12 protein-coding genes and 1 pseudogene are annotated in these 16113 nt (G+C 62.9%); 5 read left to right on the top strand and 8 right to left on the bottom strand.

The window, feature by feature from the left end; genetic code table 11:
• Positions 1-2: 2 nt before the first annotated feature.
• Entirely contained in the window at positions 3-2822 is a 2820-nt protein-coding gene (locus ACN9MO_RS03985; protein ID WP_112995419.1) for a DUF2339 domain-containing protein, read from the bottom strand.
• Between the two features lie 296 nt (positions 2823-3118).
• On the opposite strand from ACN9MO_RS03985, the gene ACN9MO_RS03980 reads away from it, so the two are divergent.
• Positions 3119-5131, top strand: coding sequence for a PhoX family protein (locus ACN9MO_RS03980; protein ID WP_058329447.1), 2013 nt, complete (start codon positions 3119-3121; stop codon positions 5129-5131).
• Between the two features lie 179 nt (positions 5132-5310).
• Here the strand turns inward: ACN9MO_RS03980 and ACN9MO_RS03975 are convergent, their stop codons facing one another.
• Positions 5311-5730: a PaaI family thioesterase gene (locus ACN9MO_RS03975; RefSeq protein ID WP_113132297.1), complete on the bottom strand. Its 420-nt coding sequence runs from the start codon at positions 5728-5730 to the stop codon at positions 5311-5313.
• 96 nt (positions 5731-5826) lie between these two features.
• Positions 5827-6573 carry a DNA repair protein RecO gene (gene recO, locus ACN9MO_RS03970; protein ID WP_057252789.1) on the bottom strand — a complete coding sequence of 249 codons (747 nt, stop codon included), beginning with the start codon at positions 6571-6573 and terminating at the stop codon, positions 5827-5829.
• Positions 6574-6787: 214 nt separating this feature from the next.
• Here recO and ACN9MO_RS03965 point away from each other — a divergent pair, with 214 nt between their 5' ends.
• Positions 6788-7531: a L,D-transpeptidase gene (locus ACN9MO_RS03965; protein WP_058329449.1), complete on the top strand. Its 744-nt coding sequence runs from the start codon at positions 6788-6790 to the stop codon at positions 7529-7531.
• A gap of 22 nt (positions 7532-7553) precedes the next feature.
• Here ACN9MO_RS03965 and ACN9MO_RS03960 read toward each other — a convergent pair whose 3' ends face one another.
• Together ACN9MO_RS03960 and ACN9MO_RS03955 are read right to left on the bottom strand one after the other, a co-directional pair.
• On the bottom strand, positions 7554-7913 hold the full coding sequence (locus tag ACN9MO_RS03960; protein ID WP_057252792.1) for a hypothetical protein: 360 nt from the start codon (positions 7911-7913) through the stop codon (positions 7554-7556).
• Positions 7914-8023: 110 nt separating this feature from the next.
• Positions 8024-8505 (bottom strand): annotated as a pseudogene (locus ACN9MO_RS03955) (SRPBCC domain-containing protein).
• A gap of 50 nt (positions 8506-8555) precedes the next feature.
• On the opposite strand from ACN9MO_RS03955, the gene ACN9MO_RS03950 reads away from it, so the two are divergent.
• The 3 genes from ACN9MO_RS03950 (at position 8556) to rkpK (ending at position 11385) form a co-directional block, all read left to right on the top strand.
• The gene (locus ACN9MO_RS03950; RefSeq protein ID WP_057252795.1) at positions 8556-8888 is read left to right on the top strand and encodes an ArsR/SmtB family transcription factor; all 333 of its coding nucleotides are present in this window, start codon (positions 8556-8558) and stop codon (positions 8886-8888) included.
• A gap of 70 nt (positions 8889-8958) precedes the next feature.
• Positions 8959-10002, top strand: a complete 1044-nt coding sequence (locus ACN9MO_RS03945; protein WP_112995473.1) for an NAD-dependent epimerase — start codon at positions 8959-8961, stop codon at positions 10000-10002.
• A gap of 69 nt (positions 10003-10071) precedes the next feature.
• A complete protein-coding gene (gene rkpK / locus ACN9MO_RS03940; RefSeq protein WP_058329452.1) occupies positions 10072-11385 on the top strand; it encodes a UDP-glucose 6-dehydrogenase in 1314 nt (437 codons plus the stop codon).
• Between the two features lie 25 nt (positions 11386-11410).
• On the opposite strand, the gene ACN9MO_RS03935 is transcribed toward rkpK, so the two are convergent.
• The 3 genes from ACN9MO_RS03935 to ACN9MO_RS03925 all read right to left on the bottom strand — a co-directional run bounded on the left by ACN9MO_RS03935 (position 11411) and on the right by ACN9MO_RS03925 (position 15788).
• A complete protein-coding gene (locus ACN9MO_RS03935; RefSeq protein WP_057252797.1) occupies positions 11411-11728 on the bottom strand; it encodes a hypothetical protein in 318 nt (105 codons plus the stop codon).
• Positions 11729-11959: 231 nt separating this feature from the next.
• Complete coding sequence (locus tag ACN9MO_RS03930) at positions 11960-14266, bottom strand: Tex family protein (RefSeq protein WP_112995417.1); 2307 nt, start codon at positions 14264-14266, stop codon at positions 11960-11962.
• A gap of 214 nt (positions 14267-14480) precedes the next feature.
• The gene (locus ACN9MO_RS03925; RefSeq protein ID WP_112995416.1) at positions 14481-15788 is read right to left on the bottom strand and encodes an SAM-dependent methyltransferase; all 1308 of its coding nucleotides are present in this window, start codon (positions 15786-15788) and stop codon (positions 14481-14483) included.
• Between the last annotated feature and the right edge of the window lie 325 nt (positions 15789-16113).

Below are 16113 nucleotides of genomic sequence, written 5' to 3'. Positions count from 1 at the left end.
TCCTATTGCTGTTCGGCAGGATCTGTCGGCGCCGTCGATGCGACGCCGACACCGGACAGGATCTTCTGATAGAAGAGCCCTATCCCGATCAATACCCCGCCAAGCCCGATGAAGGACAGGGCCCGCAGGAAACCTTCGAGGTTGGACATGTCGATCAGGAACACCTTCAGGACAGCGACGAAGACGAGAACGGCCGAAGCGATGCGAATGCTCTTGGCATGGAAACGCGAACCGAGCACAAGCAGCAGCACGCCGAGCAGCAACCAGACGACCGAGTAGGTATATGTCTCTCCCTGCAGGAAGCCCTTCCAATCCGCGATGTTTTCTCCCTGCCATGCGCGGCGGACCGTGAGGCTCGCCCAGGCGAAGGCCAGCACCGCGCCGCTGACCGCAAGCGCCATGACATAGGGCAACGGCCGCTTGTCGCGCGCATACCAAGCGAGGCCGGCATAGCCGAGCCCCGGCAGCAGATAGCCGATCAGCAGGAGATCGAAGAACGGGATATGACCGAGAAGCTCGCCGCTGAAGTAAGGGTTGAGGCCGAGGAGATGCGCTGAAAGCACCGACAACATCGAAAGTACACCGAGACCCATGCCGCCATAGCGGAAGACCGGGCTCGGCGACTTCATGTCGAGGCTCATGAAGATCGCCGATGCGCCGATCGCCAGCAGGGTATAGATCGACTGCTCGCCGAGCGTCGGCACAGCGCTATCGAGCACGCCGCCGTTCATCGCGTGACGCACGAGGATCGCGAGCGTCAACAGCACGAAGAGACTGGCGAGAGCCTGCAGGAGGTTGCGTACCCGTGTGCCGGGCCAGGATCTCAGGAAATAGGCGGAGCCGGCGAGGAGCGCGGCGGGAATACCGCAGCCGGGCAGGAGCGCGTTGAAGACGGGCGTGGTGCCGAGATTGCCGGCACCGACGATCGTCGGCTCCCAGGCGATGCGCCCGAGAACGACCACAGCCGCAGCACCGGTCATCCAGGGCAGGATCGGCCAGGTGCGGATGCGTGTCGCGAGCGCATAGGCCGTCCCGAGCACGGCAATCGCAAGTGTGGTGACGAGCCCATCGGTCCAGGCATGAAGGGCAAGGACAAAGAACGCGAACGAACCGGCGACCAGCAATCCAGCCGCGATATCGCGCGCCTCCGCCTCGCCGCCGCGACGGTAAAGCCAGTCCGCCAGCGCGAGCAGCGCGGCTCCGGCGAAGAGCGAGAACAGGCCGTGCGGCAGATCGAAGGCATAGTTGCCGGTCATCAGGAACGACATCGCCGTCAGGGCGATCGGGACAACCGCGGCGATGCCGGCCCAAAGGGTCGAATAGTGCGGATGCGTGACGAGGCGGCGCGATAGCACGAAGCCGCCGAGCAACACGAACAGCGCCGCAAGCAGCATTGCCGTGATCATGGCGGTGCGGCCAGGCAGGACGATCGTCGGCAGAGCGTCGGCGAGCGAGGGATCGAGATAGGCGAGCACACCACTCAGCGCCGTCAGGCTCCAGACGCCGGCCACTGCCCCGACGGCCGAAAGCACGGCGGGATAGACCGCCGTCGGCCGCCCGGCTCCCAAGGCCGCCAGCGCCGCAATGACCACGGCAAATTCCGTCACGGGATATTTGACCGCGGCCACCGCCGGGCTGATCAGAAGGAGCGCAAGCACCGTGGCGGCGATGGCCGCGGAAATGGAGATTGCCGCATGCGGCGGGATAAACAGCCTTTCCCATGGTCCGGCAACGGCACCGCGTCGCTGCGCACCCTCAGGGACTTCGGGCGCGGGTGCAGCTTCCGTAGCACCTGGCCAGACGAGGCCGATGCCGACGATCATCACCAACAGCGCAAAGGCGACCGGCAGCGGTTCGAATGGCGAGGCCGCGGTGATATAGGCAAGCCCCCAAAGCCCGATGCCGACGTTGGCAAGGGTCGGCACTACCGTCCAAGTCCGCAGCCGCGACGCGAGCAAAGTCGCAAGCCAGACTACCGAGAGGAAACCGAAGAGGACCCAGGGGCGCGGTTCGTCGCTCGAGACGAGTGCCGGGGTTGCGAGCGAGGCAAGCAGGCCGAGGCCGGCGAGCGCCTGCCCATGCAGCAGCGACAGACCAACGGTCGCCAGCGAGATCGCGGCCAGCAGAACGAATGCCGCGCCCGTGCCGATATAGCCGTAGATGCCATAGGCGGCATAGGCGACACCGAACAGGGTGACGGCGCCGGCCGCCGTCAGGATGCCGGGGATCATCGCATTTTGGAACTCATTGGCGATGACAGGCACCGCGCGCCTGCGAATGACCTCCCCTGCCGCCATCAGCAAGAGACCGAACAGGGCGGCAAGCGTCAGGCGAACCGCCGGGCTCAGGAGGCCGGCATCAATCGAATACTTGACCATGAAGACGCCGCCGAGCGCGAGCGCAATGCCGCCGACCCAGACCGCCCAACGCGCGCCGAGGCGGCTTTCCAGGCTTTCGGTCTGACGGGCCGCAGCCGGAACCGGCTGTGGCGTTTCGGTGCTGGCGGCAATGGTCTCGCCACCCTCGATGTCTTCCGCCGCGTTCTCCGCGTCGCCGAAGATCCGGGCACCCTCGCGCGCGCCGGCGGTCAGGCCGATCGCAGCCTCCTCGACCGTGTCCGGTTCCACCGGCAATTCGGGCGCGGCGGCGAGGTCTTCGGTCGTCGCTTCGGCCTGAACGCCTTCGCCCGATGAGGTCTTCAGCCTCGCGACCTCCGCCTTCAGCGCGGCGATTTCGGCCCCCAGCCGCTCGGCCGTCTTGCGACCGCCGGCAAAGGCGGAAAGAGCGAGGATAAAGGCAAGAAAAGCAAAGAGTTCGAACATGTATTCCCCTGACGGTCGCACCGGCGTGCTCGGCGCAACCATACAAACTTTTGGACGCTCGCCAAATCTCTACAGCGCCGCGCGTCTTATCAGACTCACAAAGGTCGCTGTAGCACTCAGCATTGCGGCATGTTTCCTTAAATCGGTGACGATTCAAGGAAACATGCAATAGACGGCCGAGCACTGTAATCTCTTCACGGAATTGTCGCAGAACTGTCACCGAGCAACTGATACAGGCGGATGAACACCGCTGTCTCGGCGCGGTGGTTTCCATCGTTCAACCAGGAGACCCGATCATGGACAAGCATCTCGGCCAGACGGAAGAGACCGAATTCAAGACGCTGACGGAACGCAGGGAAGAGCTGGAAGACATTGGCCACAACTGTTCCACCAACCCGACGATGGGCGACATCATCCATCGCCGTTTCTCGCGCCGCTCGTTCATCGGCGGCTCGCTCGCCGTTGCCGCGATTTCGACGACGGTCAGCCCACTGGCTCTCCTGACTGCCGAAGAAGCACGCGCCGAGGAAGGTTCGCGCTTCGACTTCACCGAGATCGAAGCCGGCGTCGACGAGAAGCACCATGTCGCCGAAGGTTATGATGCCGACATCCTGCTGCGCTGGGGCGACAAGATCTTCGCGGATAGCCCGGAGTTCGACCCGAAGAACCAGACGGCCGCCGCCCAGGAAAAGCTGTTCGGCTACAACAACGACTATGTCGGCTTCATTCCGCTTGAGGGCAGCGCCGACCATGGCCTCCTGGTCGTCAACCACGAATATACCAATGCCGAGCTGATGTTCCCGGCCTTCGCCAGCGTCGTGAAGGAAAAGGTGACGAAGGACGGCAAGGAAGTCGAGGAAGAGAAGGTCGTTCTCGGTGAGTACACCAAGAAACTGGTCGACATCGAAATGGCCGCCCATGGCGGCACGATCATCGAGATCCGCAAGGTCGACGGCAAGTGGCAGCCGGTTCTCGACGGCAAGAACAATCGCCGCATCACGGTCAACACCGAGATGCAGATCACCGGGCCGGCCGCCGGTCATGACCGCCTGAAGACGCCGTCCGACCCGACGGGAAAGAAGGTGTTCGGCACGATCAACAATTGCGCCGGCGGGGTCACCGCCTGGGGCACCTACATGATGGCCGAAGAAAACTTCAACGGCTATTTCGGCGGCGAGCTCGCCGAAGACCACCCGGAGTACAAGCAGCTCAAGCGCCTGGGCGCACCGGGCGGCCAGTACGAATGGGCCTCCTTCTACGACCGTTTCGACGTCTCCAAGGAACCGAACGAAGCCAATCGCTTCGGCTGGATCGTCGAGGTCGACGCGCTGGATCCGACCTCGGTACCGAAGAAGCGCACCGCACTCGGCCGCTACAAGCACGAAGGCTGTGAATCGATTGTCAACAAGGACGGGCGCGTCGTGCTCTATTCCGGCGACGACGAACGTTACGACTACGTCTACAAGTTCGTGACCAAGGGCACCTTCAACCCTGATGATCGCGCCGCCAACATGGACCTCTTCGACGAAGGCACGCTCTATGTCGCCAAGTTCGACGAGGACGGCACCGTCACCTGGATGCCGCTTACCCACGGCGAAGGCCCGCTGACCGAAGCCAACGGCTTCGCCTCGCAGGCGGACGTGCTGATCAACACCCGCTTCGCCGCCGACGCGCTCGGTGCCACCAAGATGGATCGCCCGGAGGACGTTCAGCCGAACCCTAGGACGGGCAAGGTCTACGTGATGCTGACCAACAACACCAAGCGCAAGGCAGAAGAAGTCGACGCCGCCAACCCGCGCGCCAAGAACGCTTTTGGCCACATCGTCGAGATCACCGAAACCGACGGCGACTTCGCGTCGCTCAAGAGCCGCTGGGACGTGCTGCTGAAGTGCGGCGATCCTGCTGTTGCCGAGGTCGGCGCTTCGTTCTCGACGGCGACCACCAAGAACGGCTGGTTTGGCATGCCCGACAACTGCGCCATCGACACCGACGGCCGCCTCTGGGTTTCGACCGACGGCAACAACCAGAAGGAAACCGGCCGGACCGACGGCATCTGGGCGATCGACACGGACGGCAGTGCCCGCGGCACGTCGAAGCTCTTCTTCCGCGTGCCGGTTGGCGCGGAAATGTGCGGCCCGTGCTTCAACCCGACGTCGGACACCTTCTTCCTGGCCGTCCAGCATCCGGGCGACGCCGGTCTTGCCACCTACGAGACGCCGGCGACCCGCTGGCCTGATTTCAAGGACGATATGCCGGTGCGCCCGGCCGTCGTTGCGGTGACCAAGCAGGGCGGCGGCCGTATCGGCTGACAAAAGAGCTGCGATCGCAAAGAAGAACGCCGCGCACTGTCGCGCGGCGTTTGTTTCTGGAGTTGTTTTCACGCCGCAATTCCGGACGGAAAACCGCTTCGCACTTTTCCTGGAATTGTATTTGAAGCGACGCAATTCCGGACGGAAAACCGCTTCGCACTTTTCCTGGAAATTGCTTTTTAACGCCGCAGATTGTCGATCGGGAAGATCGCGCAGGTTTCGGTGCCGTGGGCCAGCAGCTTGCCGTTTCCATCGCGAAGCCAGGCTTCCGAAGTCGCAATCGTTCGGCCGCGATGCACGATACGCCCCTCGCAGAACACTTCCCCCATGCCCGGCAGCAGCGGCCGGACGAGGTTGACCTTGAATTCGACCGTCGTATAGGCCTCGCCGGCTTTCACCGTGGCGAAAACAGCGCAGCCGAGCGCCGAGTCCATGATCGTCGCCGTCCATCCGCCATGCACCGTGCCGAGCGGATTGAGATGCTCCTCGGTCGGAAATCCCTTGAAGACCACCCGGCCCTCTTCGACTTCGCTCAGTCCGAACTTCAGCGTCTTCGACATCGGCGGCGCCGGCAGCTCGCCGCTCAGCAGGTCCTGCATCGCCTTGAGGCCGCCGTCGCGGGCGACGCGGTCGAGCGACAGCACGCCGATGACATGCCGGGATAAAGTTCTTGATACATTGATAACTCCTGGGGATCAGGCGGCTGAGGATTGCGCTTTCAGCGCTTTGAGTGCCGCATGGACGAAGCCGTCGCGCGCGGAAGAAACGTCGAGGCCGCGCGGCTCATAGACATGGCGGTGGAGGAAGAAGGCGGTCAGGCGGAAAGCGGCGGCAAGGCTGTCGTGATCGGCAGCCCGGCGTGCTTCGGCGGAGAGGAATTCCGGCAATGCCAGCATGCGGTCGGCATAACGTTCCCCGGCCGAGCGGCAAACCGCCCTGCCCGATTTCGGCGACACATAGACAAGCTCGGTGCGGGCGCCGGTTGCCACACATTCCGTCAGATCGAGCCCGAAGCCGAGATCGTTGAGAACCGCGAGCTCGAAGCGCACGAACAATTCTCCGGCATCGGCCGGATCGGCGAGATGATCGACGATGACAGTCAGCGCCTCGTAGAGATGCGGATGCGGGTCACGCTCAGGCAGCAGCCGCAGGAGTGCTCCGAGCGCCTGGATGCCATAGACCGAGGTTGCCGTTTCCATCAAACGTGCAGCGCGCAGTTCCACCGGCTCAATGCGGAATTCGCCCATATGCTCGTCAAGCCGCGCGCGCCAGGTGACTTCCACCGAATTTCCCGGCTGCAACACTGGCTGCATGATGCGCGAGCGGCCCGAGCGCACCATGCCGAGATGCCGGCCGTGGGCGGCGCTCATGACCTCCACGATGGCAGAGCTTTCGCCGTGCCGTCGTATGCCGAGAATAATAGCCTGATCGCTCCATTGCATGGATATGGCATACACCCGCGGTCGAAAGCGGATCAAGCGATGTTGCGATAGCCAGCGTGACCCGGCCGATTGTCGCCTTTCGGCCACACTCACTGGTTGCCTCATTTGCGACATGCTGTCGCCGCCCCGACGCCGTCTTTGACATTAGAACGGAAGAGCGGCAAAAGCCGTGCCTCCCGCCCAAAATGACAATCAGCAGGATCAAAATTTCAGTATGTGTGTGTCCCGGAACAGCGCCGGCCGCCTGGCGCAGCTCTTCGCCCTTCTTCTCGCCACCTCGACGCTCGCCAGTTGCGTCACCACGTCGGGGCCGGCCAAGCCGAAGGGGCCGGATCCATACTATGTGGCGATGTACGGGCCGCTGCCCAACGAAAAGTTCCCGCTGGATGCGATTGACATCAGCAAGGTCGACAAGCGTTATCTGCGCCAGCAGGTCGCCTACCAGACGCACGAGCCGCCGGGCACGATCGTGATCGATACCCAGAACCGCTTCCTCTACCTCGTCCAGGATGGCGGCATGGCGATGCGCTACGGCATCGGCGTCGGCAAGGCTGGCCTGGAGTTCGAAGGCGAAGCGCGCATTGCGCGCAAAGCCGAATGGCCGCGCTGGACGCCGACACAAAGCATGGTCGAACGCGAGCCGGAGCGCTACGGCCCGCTTGCCGGCGGCATGGAACCGGGCGTGCGCAACCCGCTCGGGCCGCGCGCGCTCTATCTCTTCCAGGGCAGCCGCGACACGCTGTTCCGCATCCACGGCACGACCGAGGCCTGGTCGGTCGGCAAAGCCGTCTCGAGCGGCTGCATCCGTCTCTTCAACCCAGATATCATCGATCTCTACAGCCGTGTGCCGCTCGATTCGCGCGTCGTCGTGCTGCAGGCGGAACCGCCGATGACCGAGCCGGCTGCGGGCGTGCCAATGGCATCGGTCGCCAATGGCGGCCTTCCCCCGGCCTATTGACGTTACCCGGGCTGCCGGCCGCCTACCAGGCGTCCGGTGTCCGCACCATGTGCACGATATTGGCCGGGTTCATGATCCAGCCGCCGCGAAATCCTTCCCCGAGATCTTCCACCGCATCACAGCGCACAACGCCCCTGGCAGCGAGATGATCAAGCGCGCCCACATGGTCATCGGTAAAGAGTTCGAGCCAGACCTCGGCCTGGCTGTAGTTCGGCGCCTCGTCGATCCAGAGTTGGTTGGGCCCAAGCTTGAAGCCGATGGCCGGCAGCTTTTCTTCGATGGGTTCGAGGCCGACCGTGTCGCGATAGAAGGCGACGACTGCCTCGTATTGATGCGAGGGGACCTTCACGGCGATATTGATGCCGCCTGTGATTTTCGTCATGACGCAATCTCCTATCGCCGCCCGGCGACTGCCGACGCGGCTTATTGTTTGTGTTTCGATTGTCGATAACCGCGCCCGGATCCGGAGCGGAAAGCCCGGTGCCGGCTGGCTCAGGCTTGCGGCTCGAGTGCCGGCTTGCCTGAGAGTTCGCTGAGGTAATAGCCCTGGCGCAGGTTGATGCCGTATTCGAGCCAGGCCTTCATGCAGGCAAGCATCTGCGACCAGCCTTCGCAGTTGACATAAGACCCCTTCTGCCCCTGCCCGTTCTCACGCCATCCCTTTTCGGCGATCGCACCATAGTGGCGCCGTCATCCAGCGACTGGAAACGCATCTCCACACGGGTCTGGTAGGGCTCCTCGCCCTTGGCGACCATGGCGTCCCAGCGAAAGACGATCCGCTCGTTCTGCTCGACCGCCTCGACCTGGACCGGCACCTGCCCCCACCATTTGACCGTAGCCCCGGCGACCAGCGGCCCGCTGATGCCGCCAAGGGTGACGAAATAGCGACTGAGCTGATCCGGATTGACGACGGCATCGAATACCTGGGCGACCGGGCGATCGATCCGTCCATTCACACGGAATTCGAAGGGCATCTGATGTTCCTCCTATTGAGCCCGAACAGAATATGTTATAAAAACATAACATGTCAACCGAATCGAAAGACGATCTCGTTTTCAAAGCTTTGGCCAATGGATTGCGCCGCCAGATGCTCGACGCCATGAAGCACGCGCCGCAGACGACGGGCATGCTCTGCGAACAATTCGGCAATCTCGATCGCTGCACCGTCATGCAGCATCTGAAGGTGCTGGAAGAGGCAGAACTCGTGCTCGTTCGCCGCGAGGGCCGCGAGCGCTGGAACCACCTGAACGCTTTGCCGATCCAAGCCATTCACGACCGCTGGATCAGCCAATATGCGGGGCACGCGATGTCGGTCCTCTCCGCCCTGCAACAGGGGCTGGACCAACCGTCGGAGTGATGGTTTCGACTTTCCATTGCCCGGCTTTCTTCGTAAGAACGCCCTGACAACACAATCTGGGGACATGGTCGTGCGCTACCTCATCACCGGCACCGCGGGCTTCATCGGCTTTCATCTCGCCAAGCGATTGATCGACGAAGGACATTTCGTGGTCGGCTTCGACGGCATGACGCCCTATTACGACGTGACGCTGAAGCAGCGCCGGCATGAGATCCTGGCGCGTTCGAACGGCTTCAAGGCTGTCGTCGGCATGCTCGAGGATCGGGCGGCGCTCAACCATGCGGCAGAGATTGCCGAGCCCGAGGTCATCATCCACCTCGCGGCCCAGGCCGGCGTCCGCTACAGCCTTGAAAATCCCAAGGCCTATGTCGATTCCAACCTCATCGGCTCGTGGAACATCCTGGAACTGGCGCGGGAACTCGGCCCGAAGCACCTGATGCTCGCTTCGACGTCCTCGATCTACGGCGCCAACGAGAAGATCCCGTTTGCGGAGACCGATCGCGCCGACGAGCCGATGACGCTCTATGCCGCCACCAAGAAATCGATGGAACTGATGGCGCATAGCTATGCCCATCTCTACAAGGTTCCAACCACCGCCTTCCGCTTCTTCACGGTCTATGGCCCCTGGGGGCGGCCTGATATGGCGCTGTTCAAGTTCGTCGACGCCATCCACAAGGGACAGCCGATCGACATCTATGGCGAAGGCCGCATGAGCCGCGACTTCACCTATATCGACGACCTCGTCGAAGGCATCCTCAGGCTCTCGCACGTGGCACCGGCAGAAGAGAACCGCGTGCCATCCGAGAAGGCCGAGGACACGCTTTCGCGCCAAGGACCGTTCCGTGTCGTCAACGTCGGCGGCGGCCAGCCGGTCGAACTGATGACGTTCGTCGAAACGGTCGAGAAGGCCGTCGGCAAGCCGGCACTGCGCAACATGCTGCCGATGCAGCAGGGCGACGTGCCGCGCACCTATGCCTCCCCTGATCTTCTGGAGGCATTGACAGATTTCAGACCCTCAATCCCGGTGGAAGAAGGCGTGGCGCGCTTTGCCGCCTGGTATGAGGAATACTACAATGTTGGCGGGAAAGCCGGATCCTCGGCCTCGCAGGCATAGATACGTGCAAACCAGCATGGTTTCCGCGTTCGCGGACAAGAGCTCGCCAGACAACAAAGGAAAGAGCCTATGAAAATCACAATGATCGGCGCCGGTTATGTAGGCCTCGTTTCCGGTGTGTGTTTTGCGGATTTCGGTCACGACGTCGTCTGTCTCGACAAGGATGAGAGCAAGATCGACGCGCTGATGCAGGGCCGTATTCCGATCTTCGAACCCGGCCTCGACCATCTGGTGGCCAGCAACGTCGCCTCGGGTCGACTGTCGTTCACGACCGATCTCGTTTCCGCCGTCGCCGACAGCGACGTCATTTTCATCGCGGTCGGCACCCCTTCCCGCCGCGGCGATGGTCATGCCGACCTCTCCTACGTGTATGCAGCGGCCCGCGAGATCGCCGAGAACCTCAGGGGGTTCACCGTCATCGTTACCAAATCCACCGTTCCGGTCGGCACGGGCGATGAGGTCGAGCGCATCATTCGCGAAACCAATCCTGACGCCGATTTCGCCGTCGTCTCCAATCCGGAATTCCTGCGCGAGGGTGCGGCGATCGAGGACTTCAAGCGGCCGGACCGGATCGTCATCGGTGTTGTCGACGATGATGCGCGGGCGCGTGACGTCATGACCGAGGTTTACCGGCCGCTCTATCTCAACCAGTCGCCGCTCGTGTTCACGTCACGCCGCACCTCCGAACTGATCAAGTATGCCGGCAATGCCTTCCTGGCGATGAAGATCACCTTCATCAACGAGATGGCCGACCTCTGCGAAAAGGTCGGCGCCAATGTCCAGGACGTCGCCCGCGGCATCGGCCTCGATGGCCGCATCGGCTCGAAGTTCCTGCATGCGGGCCCCGGCTATGGCGGCTCGTGCTTCCCGAAGGACACGCTGGCACTGGTCAAGACCGCGCAGGACCATGACGCGCCCGTCCGGCTCGTCGAGACCACGGTTGCGATCAACGACAACCGCAAGCGGGCAATGGGCCGCAAGGTGATTGCGGCTGCCGGCGGCGACGTGCGCGGGCACAAGATCGCGATCCTCGGCCTCACCTTCAAGCCGAACACCGACGACATGCGCGACAGTCCGGCGATCGCCATCGTGCAGACGCTGCGGGATGCCGGCGCCCACATTATCGGCTACGACCCGGAAGGCATGGAGAACGCCAAGAAGATCATCGACGGCATCGACTATGCCAGCGATCCCTATGAGGCGGCCAACGAAGCGGATGCGCTAGTGATCGTAACGGAATGGAACGAGTTCCGCGCGCTTGACTTCCGCCGCCTGAAATCCGCGATGAAGACGCCTATTCTCGTCGACCTCAGGAACATCTACCGCCAGGACGAGGTTGCCAAGCACGGCTTTGCCTATTCCAGCATCGGCCGGCCCCTCTGAGGGCTTCGGCTGGCGGGAGGGCCGACTATGCTTTTGGAACTGGCAGCGGCGGCAGAGCTTCCCAACTCTTGCCGGCAAGGATGACGCAGCTACGGCCGTTGACGTCCGTGACGATCAATGTCCAGCTGCCGTTGTCGGCCGCATAGACTTCCAGGATCGCCTGAGGATTGATGAGCGCCGTCGCGGCTGGCTTTTCCCGATACTGCCGCGCCAGAAACTCGATCACCTCGGATCGGTTCGCGCAATTTATCGGGGCCTGCGAAACTGCGGGGACCGGGCGCGCCGTCACCCCGGCTGCCAGAAGGGCGGCCAGCGCGAAGCCGCGGATCACCTTGCGTACCATCACGCAACTCCTTTCACCGGATGCCCGGCGGAGGAGGAGTTTCCGCTAACCTTTTCCGCCGTAAATCCGGCTGCTCCATCGGCGCACTGCTCACAAAACAGCGCAGTTGCCACGATGGAGAGAGTATGGCGGAAAGCCGCGATTATTACAATTATCTAAATTATAGACCATCCATCGGGGGCGCCGCGCGTCGCAATGACGCGTGGCGCTGTAGAACCGATGCCGAAGCCGCTATTTGCGCTTCATCGCCTCCATCAGGGCCGCACCAAAGGCGCCCTGCGACGGCGCTTGCGGCTTCTGCGGGCGCGTGGGCGCGCCACGGTTGCCGCCATTCGGTGCGCTGCCACGGGCCTCGCGGCCTGACTCAGCGCCACCATCCTTCCGCATCGTCAGGCCGATGCGCTTGCGGGCGACATCCACCTCGGTGACGCGGACAGTCACGACATCCCCGGCCTTCACCACTTCATGGGGGTCCTTGATGAAACGGTCCGCGAGTTGAGACACGTGGACGAGGCCATCCTGGTGGACGCCGATGTCGACGAAGGCACCGAAAGCCGCGACATTGGTGACGGTGCCCTCGAGCTGCATGCCGACCTTCAGGTCCTTGATGTCGTCGATGCCCTCGGCAAAGGTCGCGGTCTTGAAGCTCGGGCGCGGGTCACGGCCCGGCTTTTCGAGTTCGGCGAGAATGTCCTTGACGGTCGGCAAGCCGAAGCGCTCGTCCACGAAGGTCCGTGGGTCGAGTTGCTTCAGGGCGACACTGTCGCCCATCAGAGCGCGCACGTCGCGCCCGCAGGCGGCCACGATCTTCTTGGCGACGCCATAGGCTTCCGGATGGACGGAGGAGGCATCGAGCGGCTCCTTGCCGTTCGGGATGCGCAGGAAGCCTGCGCACTGTTCGAAGGTGCGCGCGCCGAGCCGCGGCACTTTCAACAGTTCCTTGCGGCTTCCAAACGGCCCGGTCGCGTCACGATGCGCGACGATCGCCTCGGCCGAGGATTTGCCGAGGCCGGACACCCGGGCAAGCAGCGGTGCCGACGCCGTGTTGACGTCGACGCCGACGGCGTTCACCGCGTCTTCCACCACCGCATCGAGCGAGCGGCTGAGCTTCGACTGGTCGACGTCGTGCTGGTACTGGCCAACGCCGATCGACTTCGGCTCGATCTTCACAAGCTCGGCCAGCGGATCCTGCAAGCGGCGGGCGATCGAGACTGCACCGCGCAGCGAAACGTCGAGGCCGGGGAACTCCAAGGCGGCCGTTTCAGATGCCGAGTAAACCGAGGCGCCGGCTTCGGAAACGATGACCTTGGTCGGCTTCGGCGCCGGCAGCTGCAGGAGCATGTCGGCAACGAGCTTTTCGGTCTCACGGCTGCCGGTTCCGTTGCCGATCGCGATCAGCTCCACCTTGTGCTTGCGGATCAGCGAGGCGAGCTCGGCCTGCGTGCCACGAACGTCGTTCTTCGGTGGGAACGGGTAGACGGTCGTCGTTTCGAGCAGCTTGCCGGTGCCGTCGACCACCGCGACCTTGACGCCGGTGCGGATGCCCGGATCGAGGCCCATCGTGGCCCGCGATCCCGCAGGCGCGGCAAGCAGCAGGTCCTTGAGGTTGCGGGCGAAGACGTGGATCGCCTCCTCTTCGGCACGCTCGCGCAGTTCACGCATCAGGTCGAGCGACAGCGACATGGAGAGCTTCACGCGCCAGGTCCAGCCGATCATCTCGGCCAGCCATTTGTCACCCGGCAGATGGGCGCCGACATTGTAGGCGGCGGCAATCATGCGCTCGACCGGCTTTACCGGCGACGTGTCGTCCTGATCGACGACGATATCAACGGACAGAACCTCTTCGTTCCAACCGCGCAGCATCGCCAGCGCCCGGTGACCGGGTGTCGTCGCCCAGCGCTCGGAATGGTCGAAATAGTCGGAGAACTTGGCGCCCGCCTCCTGCTTGCCGTCGACGACCCTGGCCCGCAGGAAGGCGGCGCCCTTCATGTGGTTGCGCAGGCGGCCGAGCAGATCGGCGTTTTCCGTCATGCCTTCGGCGATGATGTCGCGCGCGCCATCAAGCGCCGCCTTCACATCCATCACCTCGGCGGTCAGGAAGGCCGTTGCGCGATCGGCGGGCGCGACGGAGCGATCGGCAAGGATCGCTTCGGCCAACGGCCCGAGGCCACGTTCGCGGGCGATCTCAGCCTTGGTGCGGCGCTTCGGCTTGTAGGGCAGATAGATGTCTTCGAGTTCCGCCTTGGTTTCGACGGCGGCGATCTTGGCTTCCAGTTCGTCCGTCAGCTTGTCCTGCCCGCGGATCGACTCCAGGATCGATGCCCGACGCGCCTCGAGTTCGCGCAAGTAAGTCAGCCGCTCCGACAGCATACGCAATTGCGTATCGTCGAGCCCGCCGGTCACTTCCTTGCGGTAGCGCGCGATGAACGGCACCGTTGCCCCCTCGTCCAGCAGCTCGACAGCGGCTTTAACCTGCGAAGGTGCTGCCTTGATTTCGCTGGCAATAATGGCGGCGATGGATTTAGCGGGGTTGGCCATGGGAATTCCGTCTTTCCTGCAGCGCTTGGAAGCCCTGCACGTTTTGTCCTTGGATCGGAGATGATCCGCGGAAACAGGCAGTCGTTTGGTCGGCGACCATAAAGGCGCAGGGCTTCGAGGCCAAGTGAAGGCCTTCGGAGGAAATTCCGAACTCCACAGAAGATGGGAGATGGCCATCCCGTGTCGACCTATAGCGACAGGGATGGCCCTTGCATCAGACCGCGATCGCAGCCGGTTCGATGTGTTCTTCCGCCGGCGCCTCGTCCCAATTGTTGACCGGTTCGAGCGGCGGCCGACGCTTCTCGAACTCGATCAATTGCCGCTCCCGCTCCTCGATGTAGCCGCGCGTGACCGGCACGGCATCGAGAGAAGGCGAGAGCTGAAGCTGGAAGATGAAGTGTTTGTCGTAGAGGAAGGCCGTTTCGGAAGCCGCCAGGTAGAACTCCCACATGCGGAAGAAGCGTTCGTCGTAGAGCCTTACCGCCTCTTCGCGGCGCGCGACGAAACGCTCCCGCCAGGCCCGCAAGGTCCAGGCATAGTGCATCGGCAGGATCTCGACATCCTTCACCAGCAGCCGCATACGCTCGACCGACGGCAGAACCTCGGAGAGAGCGGGAATATAACCGCCGGGGAAGATGTACTTTTCGATCCACGGGTTGGTCGCCCAGGGCTTGTAGACCTGGCCGATCGAATGCAGCAGCATGACGCCTTCCGGCGTCAGCAACTCCTTCATCTTGTTGAAGAAATTTCCGTAATTGCCGATGCCGACATGCTCGAACATGCCGACGGAGACGATGCGGTCGAACTGCCGGCCCTCAAGGGTGCGGTAGTCCTGCAGTTCGAAGCGGACACGATCGGAAAGCCCGCGCCTGGCGGCACGATCACGGGAAACCTTCAGCTGCTCCTCGCTGAGCGTGATGCCCGTGACTTCGACTCCGGAGGATTCGGCCAGATACATAGCCATCCCGCCCCAGCCCGAGCCGACCTCCAGCACCTTCTGCCCCGGCTCCAGCAGAAGCTTCGCGGCGATGTGCCGCTTCTTGGCGAGCTGTGCTGCGTCGAGCGATATTCCCCGCGGCTGGAAATAGGCGCAGGAGTATTGCCAGTCCTCGTCGAGGAACAGGTTGAAGAGATTGCGATCGAGATCGTAGTGATGGGCGACGTTGTTCCGGTTGCGATTGACCGGCATGCGGCTCACCAACTGCTGGCGCAGCACATGCCACAGGCCTGTGATCGTGTTGGTGGCATTTGCCGCATTCTCGATGCCGTTCGCCTTCACGATCGAAAGCACGTCGAAAATGTCACCTCTTTCGATGACGACGCGCCCATCCATGTACATTTCACCAAAGCGAAGGCCCGGGTCCCGGACGATCGCATTCTCCGCCTCCGCGTCGACGATGCGGATTGATGCCGGTTTTCCGGTGCCGTCACCCAGAACGACCTGTTCGCCGGAAGAAAAAGTCACCGTCAGATTGCCGTTGTGCACCAGACGGCGAAGCAAAGTCAACAATGCTGCATTCATATCTCACCCCTACCAGACCTACCCACGGTGTCCTGGTGTATGAGAGATGCGAAGGGTCGGCTCGTGCGGGGCTTCCGGAGGGTTTGCGCGAGCGCGCCTCGGGAGCAAACGCGAGCGCGTCCGGAAGCGGCGAGAACCGGCTCGGGCGTGGCGTCACGGGCATCCAGCGGGCGCGTCAGGCTCCTTGTGCTTGCCCCGCCGGAAATTCGTCAGGCCAGCCGCCATCGGGCTCCTATCCATCAGAACTTCCATTAATTTAGGAAGCTTCCATCGATTGGCAATGGGTTCTCTATGGCCCCTCATAGATTTGTTTCCTTAGCAAATG

This window comes from Ensifer sp. R-19 (assembly GCF_049905105.1).
Classification (GTDB): domain Bacteria; phylum Pseudomonadota; class Alphaproteobacteria; order Rhizobiales; family Rhizobiaceae; genus Ensifer.
The sequence above is the reverse complement of the archived record's forward strand: the minus strand, read 5'-3'. Positions and strand labels throughout refer to the sequence as shown.

What these genes read in the sequence shown, in the direction of transcription:
- ACN9MO_RS03985 (WP_112995419.1), bottom strand. Translation starts at nt 2,822, where the DNA reads ATGTTCGAACTCTTTGCTTTTCTTGCCTTTATCCTCGCTCTTTCCGCC.
- ACN9MO_RS03980 (WP_058329447.1), top strand. Translation starts at nt 3,119, where the DNA reads ATGGACAAGCATCTCGGCCAGACGGAAGAGACCGAATTCAAGACGCTG.
- ACN9MO_RS03975 (WP_113132297.1), bottom strand. Translation starts at nt 5,730, where the DNA reads ATGCAGGACCTGCTGAGCGGCGAGCTGCCGGCGCCGCCGATGTCGAAG.
- recO (WP_057252789.1), bottom strand. Translation starts at nt 6,573, where the DNA reads ATGCAATGGAGCGATCAGGCTATTATTCTCGGCATACGACGGCACGGC.
- ACN9MO_RS03965 (WP_058329449.1), top strand. Translation starts at nt 6,788, where the DNA reads ATGTGTGTGTCCCGGAACAGCGCCGGCCGCCTGGCGCAGCTCTTCGCC.
- ACN9MO_RS03960 (WP_057252792.1), bottom strand. Translation starts at nt 7,913, where the DNA reads ATGACGAAAATCACAGGCGGCATCAATATCGCCGTGAAGGTCCCCTCG.
- ACN9MO_RS03950 (WP_057252795.1), top strand. Translation starts at nt 8,556, where the DNA reads ATGTCAACCGAATCGAAAGACGATCTCGTTTTCAAAGCTTTGGCCAAT.
- rkpK (WP_058329452.1), top strand. Translation starts at nt 10,072, where the DNA reads ATGAAAATCACAATGATCGGCGCCGGTTATGTAGGCCTCGTTTCCGGT.
- ACN9MO_RS03935 (WP_057252797.1), bottom strand. Translation starts at nt 11,728, where the DNA reads ATGGTACGCAAGGTGATCCGCGGCTTCGCGCTGGCCGCCCTTCTGGCA.
- ACN9MO_RS03930 (WP_112995417.1), bottom strand. Translation starts at nt 14,266, where the DNA reads ATGGCCAACCCCGCTAAATCCATCGCCGCCATTATTGCCAGCGAAATC.
- ACN9MO_RS03925 (WP_112995416.1), bottom strand. Translation starts at nt 15,788, where the DNA reads ATGAATGCAGCATTGTTGACTTTGCTTCGCCGTCTGGTGCACAACGGC.